This window comes from Limnovirga soli, from assembly GCF_013106755.1.
Lineage (GTDB): Bacteria > Bacteroidota > Bacteroidia > Chitinophagales > Chitinophagaceae > Limnovirga > Limnovirga soli.
On the sequence record NZ_WHPF01000014.1, the window covers coordinates 1 to 24,065 of the forward strand.

The following is a 24,065-nucleotide window of genomic DNA, read 5'->3' on the forward strand; positions in this document are numbered from 1 at the left end:
GAGCCATTACCCCAAACTTGTTGCGGTATCAATTGGTGTGCGTGTTGTGTTATGGTAAATGCCTTGGTTGATGATTGCGTTTTCTAAGGCACAAGTACGCTGTGCTGCATAGACTTGGCTGCATACTTGCGCCAGAATAGGAATAGTATTGCGTCTGCCCGAATTGCTGCTGATTTCGAACAAAAACATGAGAATTTATTTGTTAGCCAGCATAGCAACAAGCCTCATATTAGCAGGCGTTTTTTGTCTTTACAAATGAACGAACGTCAACTTCAATGCCATTTAGTCTTTTTACTACTTGTTGAAATTGTTTTTCATCAAGTATATTCAAGTCAATATTAGTGAGTCCAATTGGGCCAAAATTTCTTTCTGTCAGGTAAAAACCGTTGGATAGTTTAATAAATGCAGAATAGTCAAAATTAATTTCGTCGTTAAAATAGCTAAAATAAAAGTCTACAATTTTTTGTCCTACAAAATATGATTTTGCTATGTTGGTAACTGAATCACCTGTATCAAAATTATTTTTAAAATAACTTAGGTTGTCTTGAGTTAATTGCAAATACTCCTCATCGTCAAAGTGGGGAATGTCAATAATTATGTCATTCGCAAGTTTTATATAAGAGTGAAAGGATTGTAGGTCATACTCATTTCTTGGAACGTAATGAAATCTTAGCTCCACAATCTCTTGTCCAATTAACTCTGATAATTTTAATGTATCCATATAAAATACCTGCTAATTCAAAAATAGACGAACTAAATACCCTTTCCAAAAAAATGCCTTATTGGTAACCAATACTTTTTTAGTTGATCTTTTAAAATAGATAGTGCCTTTATTTTTTTTACAATTCAATATTCCCTTTCATCAAAAAGTCATCAAACGGGTTTATGCTATTTACCAAATGGAGGTTTAAGATGGCACCAGTGAGCTATGCTGCATAAGCCTGGCTGCATACTTTCGACAGAGTAGGTAGTTGCAGTAAACGGCCAGGTATTTTTTGGCAGGTTTGGAAATAGTCTTCCGTTTGCCCAGCTTTTTCAATAAACCAGTGTTAGCGACTGGGATATTTGTCAAACAAGAACTTTTTTATTTGTCCCTGAAGTATTTTTTTAGGTCTGCTTTTAAAGACCAATGAGAAAAAAACACTGGCGGATTTACCTTCGGATAGTTTTTTACCATCGTAAAATAAATTCTCCCGTCATCTATAATAAATGTAATAGTCTTCGTCCAACGGTTATCATATGAAAGATTTTCCTCAAAACTCACAATAATTACTTCTTTACTTTCTCCAAATACTTCATAACCGTTTAGCTTTAAAAATTCAAGAAGATGTTTTTTGTTCGTGTGTCTGGGTGAAGAAGTTTCTATTACAATTAATTTCTTTTCAATCAGTTTTCTGAAAAGTCCGAACAGTCCAAACAAAATAATAAGTGGAAATAGCACAAACGCAAGAGCTCTGTCATTTGAATTATTTAAATTAACATGAAAGTATGCGAATGTCGGATAAAATACCATTGCTACACAGAGTGTCGACCAAGCAATAGTGTCAGTTATATGCTCAACCTTGTTAAGTCCGCTACGATTAATGGAAAGCCGTCCATCCGTAATACTTTTTTCAGTGTTTATGTAAGAGAGGTTTGCCATTCGAGGGTTTTATGCTTGCCGCTAACTCAAAAATAGGCGAACTAAATAGCCTTTCCAAAAAAATGGGTTATTGATAATGAATGATTTTATATTCTGTTTTTTAAAATAGATATTGCGTCTATTTTTTACCATTCAATATTCCCTTTCTTCCATAAGGCATCAAAGGGGCTTATACTATTTACCATATGGAGGTTTATGATGACACAAGTACGCTTTACTGCATAAGCCTGGCTGCATACTTGCCACAGAATGGGTTATGTCTTGGTTGATGATTGCGTTTGTTAAGGCACAAGTACGCTTTGCTGCATAAATCTGGCTGCATACTTGCGCCAGAAGGGGGCATAAAACCCAATGTTAGCGGTAGTCATGTCTCAGTTTTTTCCATCTATAAAAATAGTAGCAAATTCCTGCTAGAATAAATAGAGGCCCAACTAAATATTGCAGAATATTATTTTCTTTTTTTATTGTCAAACTGCTTTTTAAAAATGATAAATTGTCATTGTGTAAGTCGTAAATGCGAATTCGTTCATTTGATTTCGTAAGGTTAGTTTTGTCAGATTTTGAAATTTCTACAGAAATAAACTGTCCGATGTTAGCAACTTTTTCAAATTCGCTTTTGTCAAAGAAATTTAAAAAGTCAGCAGGTATTTGGAAAGTTGCTTCATGCTGTGTCAGCCAAATGTAATATTTTTTTGTTCCCCTTTTTCCGTCAATAAATGAATATTTCGCAAGTGTTCCATTAATTGTAATTAGTTCGGAAGGCGATGATATTTTTTCTGTAATTATTGAAGAAAACAAAAGCCAAAGTCCAATCAATATTGAAAATGAAACAAATGCATATTGTCGTCTGTCAATCCATGGCACTATGTAATTCCACATGTATCTAAAAATGTAAGGTCGTTTGATTACCGTTAACGTTTTGCCGCTTTGCGAAGGCGGGGATTTTCAGCACTAAACTTCAATAGATGCAAAAAGCTTGAACTTAGCACTTCACTTTTATAGAAGCACGAAACCCCCGCTTTTGCAAAACGGCTGTTGGCGGTATGTGCTTTTATTCTTATGAGTGTCTTATTAAATTTAGAGCAGTCATTTAAGGTTTATTTTATTGTCTGTTTGTGTTTTTTTCGTTTAATAGCAAAGCTTATTTGGATTATTGCTCCTATTAATGCCCCAAGAGTTAGAAATGGCACAGCATGAACAAAACCGTCTGGTAAAAAAGGTAAGTATTCCTGTAAAAATGTCTTTGAGTAGGAAGATGACGGGTCAGCATGAAGTCTGAGTTCCTTCTCCCACGTTGTGAAAATGCATCCCCCAGTAAAAACCAGTGAAATAATCTGTCCAAATGAGCAAGCTATGAAAGCCCAAGCAAAAAAGTCTTTCTTGTGAAACTTGGCAAACCTTCCTGTAAATAAGGCAACGCCTCCCGCCACCGAAATTCCAACTACAATGGCATGTAAAATTAAAATTCCGTTTGCTATTAAAATTTCGTGTTTCATTTTAATTTTATTTCTCGTGATACATCTTTTAGCATTACCGCCAACTCAAAAATAGACGAACTAAATAGCCTTTCCAAAAAATGCCTTATTGGTAACCAATACTTTTTTAGTTGATTTTTTAAAATAGATGGTGCGTCTATTTTTTACCATTTAATATGCACATTCTTTCAAAAGTCATCAAAGGGGATTATACTATTTGCCAAATGGAGGTTTAAGATGGCGTAAGTACGCAATGCTGCATAAGCCTGGCTGCATACTTGCGACAGAATGGGAATTGCTTTTACTTGAACAGATAAAGTCATAATGTCTTTGTTAGCGAATAGGGCAATAGCTTTTGCATTTCCTATTGTCACACCAATAGATAAGCCTCTGCAATACAATTCAGCAGCAACAAAAGATTCTCCTGCAAGATATGTGTTGTTTCATTCCATTTTAATTTGTCAAAATGTTTGATTAGAAGTATGTGTCAATGAAAAAGCCATTTATAAAGAAATACACTCAGCCAGAAAAGGATAAATGCAAAAAGCAAAAACATTTCCATTTTAAAAGAGTTGTTCAAGTCTTTGTCCCACTTTTTCTTTGACCATATAGATAAAATGTTTGGATAAATAAACCAATAAATAGATTTTTTAAATGACTTAAAGTCTTTAAATATGAGTTTGGCTGCAACTAGCAGAAGTGTAAAGTCAACAAGTATGAATATTTGTAGGGTGCTCATTTAAAGTGGCAGATAGTTCAAAAATAGACGAACTAATTAGCCTTTCTAAAAAAAGGTATTATTGGTAACCAATACTTTTTTAGTTGATTTTTTAAAAAAGATGGTGCGTCTATTTTTTTCCATTTAATATGCACATTCTACCAAAAGTCAACAAATGGCTAATACTATTTACCAAATAGAGGTTTAATATGGCACAAGTAAGCTATCCTGCATAAGCCTGGCTGCATACTTGAGTCAGAATGGGATAACCTGTTCTCTTTGTAAAATACTCGGTGATACACTGTTGCTTGATGTCCATTTTTAGTCAACCTATTCAGGACGAGGCATTGCAGCTGTTGATTGTTCCAATGTCAAGCCCCACTTTCGGCAATGCCACTATTGCCTGCCGCTCTTATCGAAATTTCTTTTTGGGCGTCTTTTATAAATTTGTCTATCATATATGTGCTACTGTCAATCTCTTTTGCCTTCGCAAAATTTTGTAAGGCTTCATCAACTTCTCCTTTGTCAAAATGGTATATGCCCATATTCATATATGCGTAAGAATTGTCTGGATCAATCTCAAATGATCGGTTGATGTCCTGCAAACCTTCTTCTGTCTGTCCTAATTTAATTTTCGCAAGCCCTCTATTGTTGTATGAATATGCGAAGTCTGTATCAAGCTCGATGGATTTGTCAAAGAGAGAAATAGCTTCCTTATATTTCTCCATGAGGTTTAAAGTGTATCCTTTGTTATTTAAGGAGTATTTGTTGAAGGGATTTAAACGTAATGATTTATCATAAAGTTCCAAAGCTTCGTCATGAAACCCAAGCATGGAATTTGATAATGCAATGTTCGATAAATCATCCGAATTCATTTTACCTCTTATTGCAAATGCGTCTGAAATTTCTTTTGCTTTATGATAATTTTTTTCTTGCAGGTAAGAGCTGATTGCTAACCGGTATATGTTTTCATCTTCTTTGGATGAAAGAAGTTTCTCCAATAGAACTGCGGCATCAGCAAATTTTTGTTCATTGTATAAGTCAGCCGCTTGTGTATATTCTTTTGGTAATCTTATATAGTAAAAGAGTTGCTTTAAGCTATATCCATCGTTGTATGTAATTTTACCGTCGTACAACTTAATCGGTTTTTTACTAGGTATCAGATTAATAAGAAGGTCAAGAAATGCAGATCCAAGAAATATAATAAGAAACAATTTCAAAAAACCGTGAAGGTCATATGCAAATGTGAAATAGCAAGCTGTTGTCGCAATTATTAAAGATGCAATTGGTCCTGTCAAAGTGTAAATAATTTGTCTTTTTACGGAAACTGATTTTGCAGACGGAATACAAATTCCAAGCCGCCAAGCGAAAGGATTACTGCGTAAGAAAATTGTCAACAATCCGAAATTTATTTTGACACACTTTTTGGGGTCACCGTAAGTGCCAATGTAAATTGTCGCCCTTTGTTTTGTTAGCAATATTACAGATATGGCATGTCCAAGCTCATGAAACAACACCGTCAAGGGTCTTGTTATGAGAACCAAACCAATAAGTAGCATAAGAAAAATAGGGAAATATTGCATGTCTGTCGTGTCAGTTAGTTTTATGCCATACGGTCACTAGAGGGTTGCAGGCAATTCAAAAATATAGGAACTAAATACCCTTTCCAAAAAAATGGCACTATTGATACTCAATACTTTTATAGTACGTATATTTTTTACAATTTAATATTCCTCTTCTTTCAAAAGGCATTAAAAGGGCTTGTGCTATTTACCAATGGTGGTTTATGATGTTTTAAATACGTTGTGGTGCAATGGCCTGGCTGTATATTTACGACAGAAAGGGTGAGCAGGACAAAGGGTAATCTCTTTTACAATTCTAATCCTCCCGTCAACTCCTTTCACAGAAAGGTATTTATTTGAAGTTACAGGTCACCCTATGGAAGACCTGAAAAAAAAAGCTTCTTTTCCAGTGTCCAAACATCATTATCATACCTGAAATTTGGATGATTGGGAGTGCCGCCATATTTGCCTCCGGTAATATAAATTTTGTTTTTATAAACTGTTGAAGCAATACCGCCCCGAGGTAGCCAAGGTGCATTTTGAGTTAGCCAATTTTTGCCGTCGGAACTAAATAACACCTGACTTGAAAACTGTCCATTTCTGTTGCAACCCAATAACCAAATTTTATTGTCAAACACTTGTGTTGAATAGCCAAATATTTGCTCACCTTTTACGATTTCATCTGTAACTTTTTGCCAATTTAAACCATCAGTTGAGCTCCAAACGTCATTCTCAAGTAAATATAATTTGCCATTTAAAAATACAATTTGGCTCCCACCTCTTTTTCCAAAAGGCAGGTTCTCTTTTTGCTTTGTCCAATTTATTCCGTCAGGGGAATTCCAAATGTCTGAGTATTTTGTTTGTTTATCTTCACCACCAATTATCCAGATTTTATTGTCAAATACAAAGGGATGATAAAAGAACCGCTTTGGTATGTTGCTCAGGCTTGATATGGTAACCCAATTTTTAAAGTCCGATGTTTTATATATTTCTGGCTTGAAAGTAAATTGCTCAATATTTCCTTCAAAATGTCCAAGTCCTAATATTGTCTCATTAAATTGAACATAGTCCAGAAAAGCAAGGTTGTAAATTGAGTTTGGCAGTTGTGATTTTGTCCAATTGGTGCCATTAGTTGAGAACCAATTTCCATCAGGATGGAATGTCCATAAAGTATCTCTATTGCTGAACATTTGGAAATTGTAATTCTTCTTCCAATCTGCACTATCAAGTATTTTTGTCCAAACATAGGAAGAGTCGGGTTTAATAACGGGCTTCTCAGCTGATTCAGAGGCATTTTCATTCGATTGATTCGAACAAGATGCAAGAAGTGAAATAAGTAAAGGGATAAACTGTTTCATAATTTATATTTTACGAATCTCGTGAGGTGTCAAATAAGCTTGCCGCTAACTCAAAAATAAACGAACTAAATAGCCTTTCCAAAAAAATGCGTTAATGATAATCAATGCCTTTATAGTGCATTTTTTCAAATGGTTGGGGTATATTTTTTACCATTCAATATCTTTCGCTGTTGCTGGCGTCCCCACCCACTGCCTTCTCTCAAATCTCCACTTTTTCGCTGTTATTGGCGTCCCCGCCAACAACCTTCACCCTAATCTCCACTTTGGGAAAGCTCAGTATATTCCCGAACGTACAAGTGTGCGACGCAAGTAAAGCTCCATAATCACCTGCAGCCGGGTCCATAAAAAATGAAATATTAATAAGGGGGATTACAAAAAAAAAAGGGCAGCAATGCCGCCCTTTTTAGGATAGTATATTTACTGCAATTATTTCTTTTTGTATTTGGCTGTTCTGGCATCGTTAATAACGCCTTTCCAGTTTAGTCCGTAGGCAAAGTCGTAGGCATGGCCTTCGCTGTCTACATGGGGTTTCATGTCCTGGGGAACATCTTCCTGTTGGGTTTCTACTGTTTGCATATTGGCAGGCATTTGCAGGGGCAATAAACCGGAAGGCGCTACGGCACCTGAAATGATATCCATCAAGGCCTGATCCTGTACACCAAAGGAAACGATTAGTCCATCTATTTTCGATTCAAATTCAGCAACAATTGCCGGATTGGACAACGCCATACTAACAATAACGGGCTTGCCATTCATGGCGGCTTTGGTATCTAAAATTGATGTGAGGTCTGATACATTACTGGCTGTAATGCTTTTGCCTTTATACGAACGGTTGGTAATGGTAGGGTCAATTACAGGGTCGCCAGCAGCCATGCTTTGTTCCCGGGCTTCTGTGGCTGTATAAGGGCCATATTGCAGGCTGATAGGCACATAGCCGTTGCCGCCCTTTTGCCTGTCTTCTTTGCTATAGCCAACGCCAGTTGCAGGGCCTTTTACAAATACAATGGCCATATCAGCTTTTGCCGGATCTTCGGTTACATTAAAATATTTTTTTACAATGTCGATGTTTACAGGATACTCAATGCGTTCTGGTGTTGTATTGCCAAACCAATCTCTGGCTGCAGGTACAACGCGTTTTGGAATATATACTGTTTTGTTTTTGGCCAAAGGCAACACATTGTTTTTGTTTTTTAGCAGTACAATAGATTTTAACTGGGCATCGTATCCGGCTTTCATGAATTCGGCATTGCCCACTGTTTTTACCGATTGCGTCGGATCGAGGTAAGGGTTTTCAAATAAACCTACCTGGAAAATATTACGCAATAACCTATAGGCTGATTGCTCGAAACGGCTACGCATATACGCTTCGCCATGTTCCTTTACACCCATTTGGTAGGCTTCCAATACGGGGCCGGCAGCATTATTGCCGCCAAACTGGTCAACACCAGCCATCAGCACTTTATAATGGCGCTCAGCTACACTAAGTTTTTCTACGCCCCATGATTTTCCCATGAAAATATCCGGTGTTTTACCTTCGTCGGCAGTTATCAACCAATCTGTACAAACTACACCATCGTAACCATATTTATTTCTTAGCAAATCGGTAATAATGTATTTGCTATAACTGTTACCAACATTCTCTCCATTTTTGGTATCCTGGTTATATGATATGGTATAATAAGGCATTACGGCTGCCGCCGTTTTTGTTTTGCCATTTAGTTTAAACGCACCATCAATAAAGGGTGTTAGGTGGGTTTGAAAATTATTACCGGGGTATACGGCAAATTTACCATAGGCAAAATGCGCATCACGACCGGCTTCTTCAGGTCCGCCACTGGGCCAGTGTTTTACCATGGCATTTACGCTATGGTAGCCCCAGCCATTTTTTATTTCATAGATACCCGATGATGTTTGAAAGCCATCTACATAGGCACGGGCCATATCGGCTGCCAGAGCAGGGTTTTCTCCAAATGTGCCGTTAAACCTGCTCCAGCGAGGTTCGGTGGCCAGGTCAACCTGCGGTGATAGGGCGGTGGCAATACCCAATGCCCTGTATTCCTGAGCGGCGGTTTGCCCAAATTGTTGTACAATAGAAGGGTCAAATGTAGCGGCCATGCCAATAGATTCCGGCCACATAGAAATAGTGCCGCCGGCTGCTATATTATATTCGGCATTGGCCACTACTGCATTGCGCGGATCGGTACTGTTATTGGCTGGAATACCAAAGCCCAAACCTTCTACAAATGCCTGTATATTATTGTTCCATTTGGCAGCCACCTCAGGGCTTTGTACCCTTGTTACCAATACATGGCGCAGGTTATCTTCTTTTAAAAATTTCTTTTGCTGGTCGCTGATATCATAAGTCTGCATGCCACTGGAATCAATGGGTTTGCCGTTATAGGTGCCTGCACCAAAGCCTCTGGAGTTGGCAGGTATGGCCTGGTGTGCACTGTATAGCATTAGACCGGCAATTTGTTCTACCGTCATTTTACTGGCCAGGTCTTTTGCCCTTATATCAGCTGGCAGGCGCCAATCTTCGTAAGCATCCAATTTGCCATTTTTATTCAGGTCTTTAAATTGAAGTCCTTTATCTGTTATAATGGTTACACCCGAAGCAGGCGAATACCCAAGGGTGGGTCCATTGGTATTTTTTACCGTTTTAAAATCGGTGCCCGATGAAGACTGGGCAAAGCTGCCGGTGCTGGTAGTTAATAATAGCAGCAGGTAAATGGCTTTTTTTGTAGTAGAGAATGATTTCATGTACAGCATGTTTATGGCAATAAAAAATAGTGTTTGATTGCGTTAAAAGTACGCAATAAGCTGTTAAGTTATGGCTTTCCATTTAAAATCAGAAGGCTTGCTTTTAAAATGCGACCATTCTTAAAAATGCTGCGACCAAAATGAAGTTTCTTTATTTGCCGGTCAATCTAAAATGTATTTAGCTTTACTTGCGTCGCACTCTTGTACGGCTATAACTTAACTGTGCTTTTGCCTGAAGGTATCTTTTTAAAACCGCCCATCACAGAGTATAGCTTGTATCAAATATGATTATCTTTACCACCTTAAATAACTATTATGAAAGCACTTTGCACTTACTTGTTTTTTGCCCTTTTTTTTGTGGTTGGCTGTTCTAAAAATAGTGGCAGCGACCCGGCACCTACCAAAGCCAATATTACTGGTTCGGTAATTTTATATGATGCAGGAACTAACTTGTTAGATAAATCAGGAATGAAAGTTAGTGTTGAAGGTACTTCACCACTAATAAGTACCACTACCGATAATGCGGGAAAGTTTACCCTAGCCGATGTACCTTTTGGTACCTATACACTGGTATATGAAAAAGCAGGCTATGGCACTTCAAAAAAATCAGGCATCGAACATAAGAATACCGGTACTTCAACAGTAATAACAGCCATTCCTTCATTTGGACAGGTATCAGCTACAACGATAACGGCGCTTACTGCCGAAGTAGTAGGTACCGATGTTTTGGTAAATGCCACAACCAATCCGGCAGGCAATAGCTCCAATAAAAGATACCTGCGTTTCTTTTATGCTTCTGCCGGCAATGTTAGTAATACCAGCTATAATAATTTTTCAGCAGTATATATTGCCCAGATAAATCCATATACCCATACACTGTCTAAAAGCGATTTAAATAGTATGGGTTTTGTTTCGGGTACTACGGCCTATATAAGGGCCTATGGAGAATCTTTCTGGAGTAACGATTATCTGGATATTACCAATGGTAAAACAGTGTTTCCCAACATTAACAGCACTACCACCAATCCGGTAAGCTTTGTTGTGCCTTAGTCATCTATTTTGCTGCAGGGTTTAATGTACTTAAGGTCTACCGTATTATTCAGTATCTTCTATAAAACGAGCCTTCGTAAGGTCTTTTTTTAGCTTTGCCGTAAGCCTGTTATTTAATACATCATAACCTGCAATGGCTTGTCCGTTTACTTCTACATGTGCCAGCCACAGTATCTTATCGCCGGTAGCATTAAACAGATAACAATTGTATGCAGCATTGGGTGATTCTTCTGTTTTTGTTTCAATCTGGTTATTATAGGTATTAACTACCCTGGTAGAATTGGTATTCCAGTAATTATCAAGATTAATCAACAATATTCCGTCAACACCCAGCTGGGTGGTTTTTTCAATAAAATCACTAAAACCAATATCACTATTGGTGGTGTACACATTCGAAGCGGGAACAATAGTAGTTGCATAAGAGCCCATACTTCGTTGCATCGATTTTTCCAGTTGCTGCCTGAAAATAGCATTATCCATATTATTAAAATTGCCGCGAATTTTATTGTTATAAGTGGCAGAATCTAACCGGTAATAATCATGGTTTGTTTCAGTAGTAAGTACCAGAATTTTGGTTAAAGGCTTAGACGGAGTATCTTTTACCTCTGTGGTAATATGCGAGGTGGCGCAGGATTGCATTAAAAAACCAGCCGCAATCAGGTACAAATATGGTTTCATATATTTCTATTTTAGGCTCCTTAAAATTAAAGCATAAAGCCAGGCCATTTATGTAAGAATAAGTTAATCCTGCAAATCCGGTAAGCATACTTGTATATGCATTATTAACCCGGCTGCAGTGCAAAACCAGGGCATCCGTTGCGTCGCACTCTTGTGCGTTTAGTCCAAACCTCAGCTGCTGGCATCGAGCAAACTACATGGCAAACTGCTTGCTTGCTACAGACATAAAATTAAACCACAAAGTGCAGCAGAATAACCTATACAATCTCAAAACACTTTATCTTCAATGCTACCAAAACGAGCTCCATCATGAAAAAATTATTTTTTTGCCTGTGCATACTGGCGCAATTAGATCTATATGCCCAGTCACCCGCCATACAATATACTGTTGATCAGGCAAGTATAGAACAAGCTGGTGTACCTAAAGGAGCAATCATACAATTTGTATATACCCAATCAAAAATATTCCCAGGTACCAGTCATGAATGCTGGGTATACATTCCCGCACAATACAATCCCAGTCAGCCAGCTTGTGTGTACATTAACCAGGACGGTATTCAATGGAATGCACCTACCGTATTTGATAACCTGATTGATAAAAAGGAAATACCTGTTACCATTGGTGTGTTTATAACACCGGGTAAAGTATTGGCCAACAGCGGTGCCAATGCCCTTGACCGTTTTAACCGAAGCTTTGAATACGATGGATTGGGCGATGCCTACGCACGTTTTATACTAAATGAAATATTACCCGAAGTAGAAAAGCTAAAAGCCCCTGATGGCCGTGCCATACACTTATCAACCAATGGGAACGACAGGGCCATTGGTGGTTCCAGCAGTGGCGCTGTTTGCGCATTTACAGCCGCATGGGAGCACCCTGAAGCATTTACCAGGGTATTTAGCGCCATTGGCACTTATATTGGCCTGCGCGGCGCCGATCGCTACCCTACGCTTATTAGAAAATACGAACCCAAACCCATTCGTGTTTTTTTACAGGATGGCAGTAATGATTTAAATATTTATGCTGGCGATTGGTGGATGGCTAACCAAACCATGGAACGTGCATTGAGTTTTGCCGGCTATGAAGTACATCATGTATGGGGCGAGGATGGCCATAATGGAAAACAGGGAGCCTCCATATTCCCCGATGCCATGCGTTGGTTATGGAAGGATTGGCCAATGCCCGTTGCAAAAGGAAATTCCAGTAACCAGTTTTTAAAAGACCTGCTAATTCCCGGCGCAGATTGGGAGTTGGTTGGTAAAGGTTACCTGTTTACAGAAGGTACGGCCGCCAATGCAAAAGGCGAAGTGTATTTTCACGATATACCCGCCTCTAAAACTTATAAGGTGGATGTAAACGGAAAATTAACCACACTTGCTTTGGATGCAAAAAAAGCAAGTGGCAATTGCTTTACTCCCGATGGTAAAAGATATAGCGCGGCAGGTGGCACCAAACAAATCATCAGTTATGATGCAAATGAACAGGCAACTGTTATTGCAGACAGTATTGAAGGAAATGATTTGGTGGTGGCACATAACGGAAATATGTATATAACCGTACCCGATGGTACTACCAAACCGGGCAAACTGTACCTGATTCGCCCGAATGGCCAAAAGGTGTTGGTGGATGATGGATTGAAATTCCCCAATGGCATTACCCTGTCGCCTGATCAAACGCAGATATATGTTACAGAATCGGCCTCGCATTGGGTTTGGATTTACAAAATAAAACCCGATGGTACCCTAACTTATAAGCAACACTATGGCTGGCTGCATCATCCTGATAAAGAAGAAAATGCCTGGGGCGATGGTATTAAATGCGATACCTCAGGAAGGGTATATGTTGCCACCAATCTGGGTATACAGATAATGGATCAGTTAGGGCGGGTGAATGCCATATTGCCTTTGCCATTTAGTGGATTTAATCCTTCAAATATTTGTTTTGGCGGGCCTGATTTTAATATCATATATGTGTCTTGCGGCGATAAAGTGTATAGAAGAAAACTAAACACCAGGGGTGCCAATACATTTAACCCACCCATAAAACCTGTTTTGCCAAAATTGTAAAGCCTGGCTAATGTATTAATATGCTGTTTGTTTTGCTATGAGATGTAATGCTTTAAATTATACCGGTTTATAGTAGTTTTTTTTGCTGCATACAGAACTGAACGTACAAGAGTGCGACGCAAGCGGGTGCCCACTTGTACAATTGTTTGGCCCACACTATAAATGCCCTGGCGGTATTATTTCTCTTCAATAATGGTAACACCCCAGGGGGCTAAAGTGAGCTGTTGGTTTTTCCTCACCGGCTCGTTTGCCAATAAAGCGGTACCATTGGCATAAGGGTAGATAATAGTGGCTGGCGTGGCCGCATAATTAAAATAATAATGCACCGTTTTGCCATTTTCATTTACACCATACTTGGTAATTATGGGAAATGCCCATTGCTGGTCGGTACCCCATAAGCCCGCTTTTGTTACTGCATCCTGTAGTATTTTTTGCAGCAATACATCGCCTGGCATACAACCCATATAGGTGGCAAGGCCCTTGCCATAATGGTTTTCGGTTATGGCAGCATACTTACCCCAAACCGGATGATCGTACCAGGCCAATACTTTTGCTGTGGTGGGGGTAATCAGTTCCATCCATCGTTGAATGCTATTGTTGGGTTTGCCCACTTTAAAGGGATCGTCTTTCAAACCTGCATTCTCAGGCAGCGTAAACTCACTAAAGTAGATGCCACAGGCTTCGTTGATAATACCCGGTTGCCGGGTGCTGCGCACTTTTACATTTTCGTTGCTAAAGCCGCTTTTAAAACTGTACACAATATGGCCACCATTTTTTACAAAACGGTTTAGCCGTTGCAATAAACTGTCGGGTGCAGCATACAGGGCAGGCACAATCAGCAATTGGTAGTTTTCAATAGTGGTGCTGGTGGGGTCAACAAAATCGCAGCCAATATTCATGCGGTACAAAGCATCGTACATGGGGCGCAAAACATCATTATAATTACCTGGTGCACCCCAGCCAAAACCAAAAGCATTAAAGCCGGTTAGTGCTTCGTTACTAAAAAGTATGGCTACCTTATTGGTCTTTTTCAGGTTTACCAGATGGTTGCTTAACCTGGCAAAATCTTTACCAATGGTTTTGGCTTCCTCGTAGGTGGGGTTGGGTTCAAAATCCTGACTTAATAATCCTTTCCAATAAGTTTCTGCGGAGTTGTGAATAGAATGCCAGTGCCAGTATTCCAGCATATTGGCGCCCGATGCTATATGGCTAAATGCCTGTAACCTTAACTGACCGGGATAAGGCACCCATTGCGGAAAGCCCTGTGCTTCGGTTTCTATTACCAGATAGTTTTTACCGTTTTTCATAGAGCGGGCCATATCGCCCCCAAAAGATATTTCTGTGCCGGTAAGATGGTCCTGCGTGGGATGATAAATATCCACGCCGGCAATATCCAATGCTTTAGCAGCAGCAAAATGATCTACATCCGGCTGTATGCCATAGGAGAAGCCCCGCCACTCAAAATCAAAATTATGGGTAATAAACTGCCCCGGTTGTTTATACTCGTTTACAATGGCCGTTTGCCAGGCCAGGTAATTGGTAACCAGCATCCGTTGAAATTTGGCAAACTCTCCTGCTAAACTGGCATTAATGGTGCCCACGGTTGAAGGAAAATCGTTCCAGTTATTAATACGGTTGCTCCAGTAGTCAAAGCCAAATGCTTTGTTCAGGCTGTCGAGTGAAGGATATTTTGCCTGCATATATTGTACAAACAATTGTTGTACTTCGGGGCCCGATGTGTTGTAGGGTTTGGTTTCATTGTCAACCTGATACCCAATTACAGCCGGATGATTTTTTACATGATCAATTAGTTTTCTAATAATGCGTTCAGCATAAAACCGAAAATTAGTATTGCTAATGTCCATATTTTGGCGGGCACCATACCTGTTTTGTCCATTGGGTGTAATGGCCAGTACATCAGGGTGTGCTTTTACCAGCCAGGTAGGTATGGCATAGGTAGGCGTACCTACAATTACCTGAATGCCGGCTGCATGCATGGCATTCAGTACACGGTCAATATGCGAAAAATCATATACACCATCCTGTGGTTCCTCGGTGCTCCAGGTAGATTCTGCAATGCGTACTACATTAATGCCAGCGGACTTCATCATTTGTACATCTTTGTCCAGCCGGTCGTAGGGCATGTATTCATCGTAATAAGCTACACCAAACAGCAGCTTATCCATTTTGGGGTATTGCGCCAAAGCAATTTGGCAAAACAACAAAGCGCTAATACAACTGAGGGTAATTTTTGTACACATATGGCAGGTAGATGATGAAAAATGTATAAGTGTGATTATTACACCAATAAAAGTAAGCAGTATTTCAATTACCGCAAAAGGCCAGGGTAAATGAAGCAGTTTTTTGTACTAAGCCAGGGGAGTGCTATTGGGCTTTGCTTATGTCACTCACTTGTACGTTCTATAGGCTATGCCGCTTTTATAAAGGAAAGTGTAAGTGCCTTGGTTGAATCAAAATTTGTGGCGTAAAGGTTGTTTGCTTCACCAGCTTTCACCAAAATCAGCCTGGTGTTTTCAATCACCTTGAGGTATCCAGATATATTTTTTGCCATTCCGGAAAAAATGCCTCCTGCAATTGGTGCGCCGTCTTCAATATCTTCTATTAATATGGCCGGTTCAGTGATTTTTGATTTCTTTGACACCAAGCAGGTCGCCGGTAGTTGTATCGTATTACGTTGCAGTAACTGTCTTCTTTTTATACAAAATCCATCGGTCTGCCCATTTAACATCATTACCACCATTTCCGAATTTTGTTCCTGCACGAAAAAGAAAAGTAAATTATTATATACATCTGCAATATCTAGTTCATTTTCATCTTTTCAGCACAATCCCAGTGCTCAGCAATTTTCCCATTTTCAATTCTAAACATATCAAACCAGGTAGTAGTGTATTTTTTAGATGAATCAACAGGATCGGGCATTTCTCTTACAAAACTCAACATCACCAGGTCTCCTTCAGCAATAATGGCAACAACGTTTAATTTGATTGAATCTGCAATTGGTTGAGGTTTGGAGAATTTTGAAAAGAAATCAACAACTGCTTTTCTTCCGGTGGCAGCATTTGGATTGTGTTGCATATAATTTTCATCAAAATATTTTTCTGCCAACTCAAGATGACCGCCCTCTAAAAATTCCCGCCACATGTCGTATACCAGTTTTTTGTTGCGCTCCAGTGTTTTATTGGTGCTTTTGAGAAGATTGGCTTGTGATGTAAGTGGCTTAACCGGTAGTTGGGCAAAACTGCGGGTTGAGCTAACAATAAAAACAACAGTGAAGCATAATAGCAATAAGTATTTCATATTAAGTGATTTTTTTTAGGAAAACCTGGTAAACATTATGCAGGTTTTTTACTTATTTAATTGCAATACGAATATAAAGGCGCAAAATTCCAAAACCACAAACCTGTTATAGCAAATCGAGATTTGTGTAATTGCTGTTACTTTTTCCAGGCTTCAAATTCTCACTTACCCTGGCTGCTGAATGTTTTGCTGTATAGCATATCACCACCCGTGCACCTCCCAAATATCTTATTACTTTTCTTTAGTTTCAATAGCACTTTCCGCACCCTCTTTTTTAGTGATATTTTTCCATATTAAGGCGAGCCCAACAACACAAAGCCATATGGCGGAGAATGCTATGATACCAAGCAGGTTGGCATGTATATCTTCAGGGTCGGCATTGCCATGAATGCGGTGACTAAAGAATTTGTTGGAGTATTGCTGGGCATATTCAATAGCCCAACCAAACGTATATAGTAATGCAAATATAAAAGCATGTATTACAATGTTTTTTTTGGCAAACAATACATTAAGAAACCCGGCAGCCAGAAAATAAAACAAGCTATGTAGCTCTTTGTCTGAATGCGAGAAGCCGGAAGGCAACCTTAGCATAAAACCAGCAATAGCTACTGCAAACGCTGCCAGGGTCAGTACTATTTTATGCCAAAACTTAATCTGTATTTTCATGAAAGGGGTATTGTGCAATTAAATTTTTTTACTATTAGCCAACACCACAAATGGGTTTTATGTTTGCGCTATTGTAAAACGGATGTTTACAAATATAGGCGGGATTATTTGTTTGTTGAAAGTAATTGATAAGGCAAAAAATAATGCCTGTCATTTCTTTTTATATTTTTTTTTGAGCATTATTTCTTGGTTCGCAACTGTTTAATTATAATGCAATTTTTGGGTTAAATTGTTATCTATGTTGGTCTATCAAAATAATATTTCCGTCTGGATCGGTTGTCATAATATTGGCTGGCCCTGTAGTTTTTTCGTCAGCTTCAGCTACTAATGTAATGTCTTTACTTTTTAATTGTCGTTGAATTTCTCTAACATCATCAAAAGGGTCAATATTGTTGGCGTTTTCGTCCCATCCCGGATTGAATGTTAAAATATTACCCTGAAACATTCCCTGAAATAGTCCAATAAGGGCATGCTCATTTTTCATGATGAGATAATTTTGTTTGATGTCGCCTCCCAATACCCTAAACCCAAGATGCTCATAAAATTCTTTTGAAGCATTAATATCCTTTACATTAAGGCTAACCGAAAATGCACCTAGTTTCATGTTATTTGCTTTATGGGTGAATGATTTATTTACTGCTGGTGTAAATTTATTAAACAACTTATATGTAGGTAATGCAAAAGTATTGGGTCTAAAGAACCCAACACCGGCAAGGGCTAAGCCCAATTTTTTAAGCCATTTTCTTCTATTGTGTTTCATGTTTTTAGCATGTTAGTGTTAAAATAAAGTGCTATAAACGATTGAGCATTTATGCTTGATTACAGCGGGACGATTGTTGTATGCCCTGCGTCGCTAAGGTTCGTGTCCTAGCGAACCTTAATAACCATATCATTTTTTCCGTTGCGGGAGGACACGCACCGGTGGATATGAAATAAGACCGAATTTTGCTGCGTAACCCATCCAGCCGCACAAGAGTGCGACGCAAGTAAAGCTATATGCTTGTTCTATTGCCCGGCTAATAAATAACTACTGCAATTTGCTGGCATCTAACCTAAAAAAACGAACCGCATTATTAAATAAAATATCCCTTTTTTGATCAAAGGATAAATAGCTGGCATTCTCTATAACCCCCAGCGAAGTTTCCAGCAATTTGGGATACATCATCAGGTCTGTACCATACATTATTCTTTTTCCAAAACCGGCTTGTACCAGTCTTTTAATATAATCGTTTACTTCGGCCAATGGATAACTCCAAATCATGCCGGCCACATCCACATACACATAGGCATTGGCACCCATCAGGGCAATCATTTCATCTGCCAGCGGATAGCCTGCATGCATTACCCATACCTTTAGTTTGGGATGCTTTGCCAGCAGGTCTTCCAGTAATAAGGGGTTTCCAAGTGAAGCACGGAATTTTGGAGACATAATATTGGCCATGCCATTACCACCCGTGCCCATATGAATACCAACGGGAATATTTAATTTTTCGGCAGCACCAAAATAAGCATCCAGTGAAGCATCGCTTGGCGACATGCCTTCATACTGCGGCGCCACTTCGCCCATTACTTTATAAAAACCGCTGCTAAGCGAATCTGTAAATGCCACTACCGACATTTCCTCAGAACTGCTGATACCGATGCTTGGAATAACCCTGCCCGGTGCAGCCGCTTTTTGCCAGTTGCGAATAATAGTGGCATCACCACTTGCAATAATGGTAATGTTTAAACGGTTCATGGTGGCAATTAAGGCATCCTGAAATTCCTGATCGCTATTGGCCGCTTTTAAGGGTTCGGCACAATCTGTATTGTTTAAATTGGGTGGTGGCTGGTTAGGGTCCCCACCCGGCATATCACTTAAAAACCAGGGACACATTTCCCTGCTCCACCCGGTATCTACTTTCATAGCATGTACATGCACATCAATAATGGGCAGGTGTTTTTTGGTAATCTGCTGCGAAAAACTATGAGCGCCTATCAATAAACATAAGCACAACAATGGCAATTGTATTTTTTGCATGGGTATATTTTTTAATAAAATGGAAGCTGGTATCTATCCTTATGAAACCCAAAAAAGGAATTGTGCATTTTTTGGGCCCGGCCATATATTGTTATGGCATCACCGCTTGCGTCGCACACTTGTACTGCAACAATGCAGGCAACTGTAAACAGCCAATTCAAATAACTACACAATCTTGCTTAAAGATAAATGTTTTTTATACGGTATAATTTACGGAATTCAGATTGTGCTGAAACCCATTAGGTAGGGACAATTGGGTGCATATTGAATACCAGATTCGTTTTTGCCGTTCTTGCGTTCTTTGGGGCTTAGTTATCCCGGTATTTAAATGATTTTTATCATAGACTGCGCCTGGCAACTAAACTACTTTTATGCAAATAAAAATCAGGTATGAAAACATCCATAAAAACAGGGGTGGCGGCATTAATGCTGCTGCTGGCTTCGTCCTGTATAAAAAACAACAGCCTCACCGCTTTATCAGCCAATACCAGTGAAAGCCTCAGCACCGGTGTTATAATTGCCGGTACACCAGCCATACAAATAGGCACTCAGGTTTGGATGAAACGGGATTTAATTACCAGCTATTACCGCAATGGCGATAAAATACCCGAAGTAAAAGACCCTGCCAAATGGGCCAAATTAACCACCGGTGCCTGGTGTTGGTATAAAAACGATCCACGCTATGGTAAACTGTATAATTGGTATGCAGTAAAGGATCCGCGTGGGTTAGCACCCGCAGGCTGGCATGTGCCCAGTAACGAGGAGTGGATTACTTTAACCAATAACCTGGGTGGTGCAACGGTGGCCGGTGGTAAAATGAAAGAAACCGGTACAGTACACTGGCAATCGCCAAATGCAGATGCTACCAATAGCAGTGGATTTACTGCATTGCCGGGCGGTACGCGTTATTATCTGGGTGAGTTTGTAGATGTTGGTGGATATGGCTATTGGTGGTCTGCCACGGAATGGTATACCAATGCGGCTTATTACAGGTACCTTACTTATTTCTATGGTACTATTTCTGGTACTACAGATTATAAGAACAATGGTTTTTCTGTTCGTTGTGTAAAGGATTAAAGCATTGGGAGGAAGGAGCGTTTTACGCGTTTTGCTATGCTTATATTTTGTGAGGAATTACTCGCTTAATGCCCAGGCAGGAAACCGTAAAATAACTACTACCATTTTCCCTGCTGCCATAGTTGCCAGCGCACAAGAGTGCGACGCAAGGGCCGCCTGATAAAAGCTATAAAGCCCGGCTCAAAAATATTGGTCCGGGCTTTATTATTGCTATTAATGCATTATTGTTGTTGCGGATATTTAAATGATTTATTGGGGTGTGGTGGTGCTTTGGGCACAATAACAGGGTTTGCTTTTATTTGTTTTTGCAGATAGTCTACTGCAAACTGCAATTGGGCATCTTTGCCTTGATAGGTTTCGTAAGGCAGGTTATCTACTACAAAATCGGGTTCAACGCCACGGCCTTCAATAAGCCAGGTGCCTTCGGGGCCATATACCCCAAATTCTGCGGCACTGGCAATACCATTATCTACCAGGCGGTTGCTGCCCGATAGCCATATTTCTCCGCCCCAGGTGCGCATGCCAATTACTTTACCCAGCCCTAATCTTCTAAAGCCTTCACTAACGGCTTCGCCATCTGAAGCTGTTTCCTGATTGCACAGCATTACCATATGCCCGTTAAACGCATATTGCATATTCCAGGTAGGGCCACCGCTGCGGGCCTGCCAGTACATCCATGCTTTGCGCATCAATTTTTCCAGCACCCAGCTATCTATATTGCCGCCGTTATTACTGCGCACATCTATTATCAAACCCTTTCGGTTAAACACCGGGTAGTACTGTTTTACAAATGCATCCATGTCTTCACCGCTCATAGCTTGCAAGTGTATATAACCAATTTCTTCCTGGCTCAAACTATCCACTTTTGCACGGCGCTCCAATTCCCATTCCCCATATCGCAGAAAATAGTCATTTCTTTTATCAAAAGGTATTACTATCTGTTCGTAGGATTGGTTGCTGGCATTTAGCAGGCTAAGTTTTACCGGAATATTTACTTTGTTGGCCAGTAATTCGGCAATATTATTTACCTGTAAAACGGATACATTGTTTACCTGGGTAATAATATCGCCTTCTTTTATTTTTAATTCGGGTTTGTTTAAAGGTGAGGAGAAATCAGGATAATCCGGATCGCTTTTAAAAATATGGGTAATAGCCAGTCCCTTAGTTGTTTTAGTAAGTTGGGCGCCCAAAAATCCGGTAGGTATATAATCCGGTGATTTGCGTTTATCGCCGCCATATACAAAAGTGTGCAGCGCTGATAATTCTGCTACCATTTGTGCTATCAAATCATCCAGTTCATAGCGGTCGGTTACCCTGGCCAGTAAGGGTTGATAATGTTGTTTAATAGCCACCCAGTCTACCTGGTGCATATCCCTGTCGTAGAAATAATCCCGCATCATGCGCCAGGCATCATCAAACATTTGCTGCCAGTCTTGTATGGGGTTTAGCACAAAATTCCAATTGTCTAATTCCAGCTTTGCTTTATCCATATCCAGTTTCTGTCCGTTGGCATCTGCAATAGCAATGGTTTGATTCTGGAAAAATATCAGCAGCTTCTTTTTATTGGCAGAGGGGCTAAATCCGCCAACACCGGCAGCTATTTCTACCGGCTCATATTTTTTGCTTTCTTCTATTTTAAGCGCAAACAATTTGCCTCCATCCTGGTTGCCCAAATGGCCCACGTCTATCCAATACAAATAACCATCCAATGCAGCAAAACTGCCCATATTGGCACTCTTAACCGGTACCTGATAAAGCGTTTTGCTCAACTGGTTCCAGTTATAATTTTTTACCACTGGTGGAAGGGGTGTTTTCTTTTTACTTTTTTTATCTGTTGCCATATTAGTAGCAGGTACAGCCGGCGTAAATACCGTATCGGTTAACCAGGAATCTGTTGACAGAAATGGAAATGTAGCGGCGCTAACCAAAGGTATGGCATAGATGTTTTGGGTTTCAGTATATATGGGTTCCGGCTGCCTGGCCCCCCATGGGCTGGTAATTTTGGTTTGGAGGTTACGTTCAGACACAAAATACAACCAATTGCTATCTGCCGACCAGGAGGGGGCGTAACTGTTTAATCGGGTGGTGGTAATGGGTGTCATTTGCATAGTCTGCATATCCAGCACACATATTTGTGTATTGCTGTTTTCAATAGACCTGGTAATATTTAAAAAGCGGCTATCCGGCGACCAGCCGGCTTCAAATACACCGCCATAGGAACTATCGTAAGTAAATTTTACTTCACCTGTTGCCACATCAGCAATGCGTAATACTTCATTTTTGTCGTTATAAACGATGTGTTTTTCATCGGGGGAAACGGAGAAATAAGTGATAAGTGTTTTGCTGTTTTTGGTAATTTGTTTGGCGGTATCGCTGCCATCTGCATTTACTTTCCATACTTCAAATTCACCGCTTTCATCAGAAAGGAGTGCCAGGCTTTTATCGTTGATAAAATGTACTTCCTTAAACCGTATACCACTTTTTCTGGTAACTTCTACCCAGCGGTCGCTCTTGGCAGGAGATACAAATACACGTCCACGGCTTATGATAGCAGCATAGTTACCATTAGGGGAAATGTCTGCATTACTGATGGAATTAACCGGGCTTTTTATCCATTTGGGTTTACGTTGGTCAAAATCGGAAAGAAGGGAAATGTCCAGCATTTTTTCTTTACCGGTGGCAATGTCATAGAGCCATATATCTGCCCCTTTTTGATATACAATATTGGCGTTGCTGATGGAAGGCGATTGCAGGTCCCAGCCGCTGGAAAAACTATGTTGTTTTAAGTCTTTGCCATCCTTGGTCATAGACCATAGGTTCATGGTGCCATCACGATCAGAAATAAAATATACCCGGTCTTTATATACCATGGGACTGGTGCTGGTGCCATCAAAATCGGCAGTAAGGCAAATAGCTTCCTGTTTGCCATCAAAGCGCCATACCTGTTCTATAAAGCCGCCTTTATATCTTTTGGTTTTACTGCCCTGATTGGGAAAACGGGTAAAAAACAACACCCCATTTTCATCATAAGTACCAAAGGAAGCCTGTGCCAGTGGTATAGGTTGTGTAACAAGAGATACAGGGTCTAATGTAATTAACTGGGTGGATGGCAGGGTAGAGTAGGAGGCAGTGCGAAACAGGATATGGCCATTATTGGTATATCCACAGGCATGAATACCACTATTGTCAAATTCCCAGGTAAGCCGCCTGGGTACCCCGCCATTGATATTGATGTCGTATAATTCGGGAATACCTTCATATTCGCCTGTAAAAATTACTTTTTTGCCATCTGTTGAAAAAATGGGATCTTTTTCCATACCGGGATTGGTGGTAAGCCTGGCCGTAATACCACTGCTAAGATCATATTTCCACAAATCGCCTTCGGCGGTAAATACTACTGTGTTTTGGTAAATGCAGGGAGTACGGTAATATCCTTTTTGTTGGGCAAATACATGGCAGCAAACAAAAGAAAGCAGGAGGGTAGCATAGTGTTTTAATAGCATAAAAACAGATTATATATTGAATGTAGTAATTTGTTTTTATTATTTTAGTTGTTGCAGCTAATTATCTACCCGCCGTATTTACGCTGTTAGGTGCTCCCAAATAGTGCAGTTGAAATATCATGCCATTTTTTGTGCTTTTTTAAATGCTGCCCATTGTGCCAAAGTACAAGA

General features: G+C 39.8%; 18 protein-coding genes. 3 read left to right on the forward strand and 15 right to left on the reverse strand.

Annotated elements, in window-relative coordinates; translation table 11 throughout:
- Positions 1-229 precede the first annotated feature (229 nt).
- From GD597_RS17530 to GD597_RS17560, 7 genes are all read right to left on the reverse strand, one after another.
- Positions 230-721, reverse strand: coding sequence for a hypothetical protein (locus GD597_RS17530; protein ID WP_171609206.1), 492 nt, complete (start codon positions 719-721; stop codon positions 230-232).
- 363 nt (positions 722-1,084) lie between these two features.
- Complete coding sequence (locus tag GD597_RS17535) at positions 1,085-1,642, reverse strand: hypothetical protein (RefSeq protein ID WP_171609207.1); 558 nt, start codon at positions 1,640-1,642, stop codon at positions 1,085-1,087.
- Positions 1,643-1,996: 354 nt separating this feature from the next.
- Positions 1,997-2,521, reverse strand: a complete 525-nt coding sequence (locus GD597_RS17540; RefSeq protein ID WP_171609208.1) for a hypothetical protein — start codon at positions 2,519-2,521, stop codon at positions 1,997-1,999.
- Between the two features lie 218 nt (positions 2,522-2,739).
- Complete coding sequence (locus tag GD597_RS17545; RefSeq protein ID WP_171609209.1) at positions 2,740-3,138, reverse strand: DUF2784 family protein; 399 nt, start codon at positions 3,136-3,138, stop codon at positions 2,740-2,742.
- A 1,068-nt stretch (positions 3,139-4,206) separates the two neighbouring features.
- Entirely contained in the window at positions 4,207-5,394 is a 1,188-nt protein-coding gene (locus GD597_RS17550) for a tetratricopeptide repeat protein (RefSeq protein WP_171609210.1), read from the reverse strand.
- Between the two features lie 377 nt (positions 5,395-5,771).
- Positions 5,772-6,755 (reverse strand): Kelch repeat-containing protein, encoded by a 984-nt coding sequence (locus GD597_RS17555; RefSeq protein ID WP_171609211.1) that lies wholly within the window; start codon positions 6,753-6,755, stop codon positions 5,772-5,774.
- Positions 6,756-7,181: 426 nt separating this feature from the next.
- Positions 7,182-9,515 carry a glycoside hydrolase family 3 protein gene (locus GD597_RS17560; protein ID WP_171609212.1) on the reverse strand — a complete coding sequence of 778 codons (2,334 nt, stop codon included), beginning with the start codon at positions 9,513-9,515 and terminating at the stop codon, positions 7,182-7,184.
- Between the two features lie 315 nt (positions 9,516-9,830).
- Between GD597_RS17560 and GD597_RS17565 the strand changes: the two genes are divergently transcribed.
- The gene (locus GD597_RS17565) at positions 9,831-10,565 is read left to right on the forward strand and encodes a carboxypeptidase-like regulatory domain-containing protein (RefSeq protein ID WP_171609213.1); all 735 of its coding nucleotides are present in this window, start codon (positions 9,831-9,833) and stop codon (positions 10,563-10,565) included.
- Positions 10,566-10,610: 45 nt separating this feature from the next.
- Here the strand turns inward: GD597_RS17565 and GD597_RS17570 are convergent, their stop codons facing one another.
- Positions 10,611-11,243, reverse strand: coding sequence for a hypothetical protein (locus tag GD597_RS17570; RefSeq protein WP_171609214.1), 633 nt, complete (start codon positions 11,241-11,243; stop codon positions 10,611-10,613).
- 309 nt (positions 11,244-11,552) lie between these two features.
- Here GD597_RS17570 and GD597_RS17575 point away from each other — a divergent pair, with 309 nt between their 5' ends.
- Positions 11,553-13,310, forward strand: coding sequence for an SMP-30/gluconolactonase/LRE family protein (locus GD597_RS17575; RefSeq protein WP_171609215.1), 1,758 nt, complete (start codon positions 11,553-11,555; stop codon positions 13,308-13,310).
- A 176-nt stretch (positions 13,311-13,486) separates the two neighbouring features.
- Here the strand turns inward: GD597_RS17575 and GD597_RS17580 are convergent, their stop codons facing one another.
- The 6 genes from GD597_RS17580 to GD597_RS17605 all read right to left on the reverse strand — a co-directional run bounded on the left by GD597_RS17580 (position 13,487) and on the right by GD597_RS17605 (position 19,314).
- Positions 13,487-15,496 (reverse strand): beta-galactosidase, encoded by a 2,010-nt coding sequence (locus GD597_RS17580; protein ID WP_171609216.1) that lies wholly within the window; start codon positions 15,494-15,496, stop codon positions 13,487-13,489.
- 242 nt (positions 15,497-15,738) lie between these two features.
- Positions 15,739-16,092 (reverse strand): hypothetical protein, encoded by a 354-nt coding sequence (locus tag GD597_RS17585; RefSeq protein WP_171609217.1) that lies wholly within the window; start codon positions 16,090-16,092, stop codon positions 15,739-15,741.
- A gap of 38 nt (positions 16,093-16,130) precedes the next feature.
- Positions 16,131-16,628, reverse strand: a complete 498-nt coding sequence (locus GD597_RS17590) for a nuclear transport factor 2 family protein (protein WP_171609218.1) — start codon at positions 16,626-16,628, stop codon at positions 16,131-16,133.
- 231 nt (positions 16,629-16,859) lie between these two features.
- Entirely contained in the window at positions 16,860-17,294 is a 435-nt protein-coding gene (locus GD597_RS17595; protein WP_171609219.1) for a hypothetical protein, read from the reverse strand.
- Between the two features lie 232 nt (positions 17,295-17,526).
- On the reverse strand, positions 17,527-18,054 hold the full coding sequence (locus GD597_RS17600) for a VOC family protein (protein WP_216368621.1): 528 nt from the start codon (positions 18,052-18,054) through the stop codon (positions 17,527-17,529).
- Between the two features lie 267 nt (positions 18,055-18,321).
- The gene (locus GD597_RS17605; RefSeq protein ID WP_171609220.1) at positions 18,322-19,314 is read right to left on the reverse strand and encodes an amidohydrolase family protein; all 993 of its coding nucleotides are present in this window, start codon (positions 19,312-19,314) and stop codon (positions 18,322-18,324) included.
- Positions 19,315-19,704: 390 nt separating this feature from the next.
- On the opposite strand from GD597_RS17605, the gene GD597_RS17610 reads away from it, so the two are divergent.
- Positions 19,705-20,391 (forward strand): fibrobacter succinogenes major paralogous domain-containing protein, encoded by a 687-nt coding sequence (locus GD597_RS17610; RefSeq protein WP_171609221.1) that lies wholly within the window; start codon positions 19,705-19,707, stop codon positions 20,389-20,391.
- Between the two features lie 221 nt (positions 20,392-20,612).
- Here GD597_RS17610 and GD597_RS17615 read toward each other — a convergent pair whose 3' ends face one another.
- On the reverse strand, positions 20,613-23,894 hold the full coding sequence (locus GD597_RS17615; RefSeq protein ID WP_171609222.1) for a S41 family peptidase: 3,282 nt from the start codon (positions 23,892-23,894) through the stop codon (positions 20,613-20,615).
- Positions 23,895-24,065 lie beyond the last annotated feature (171 nt).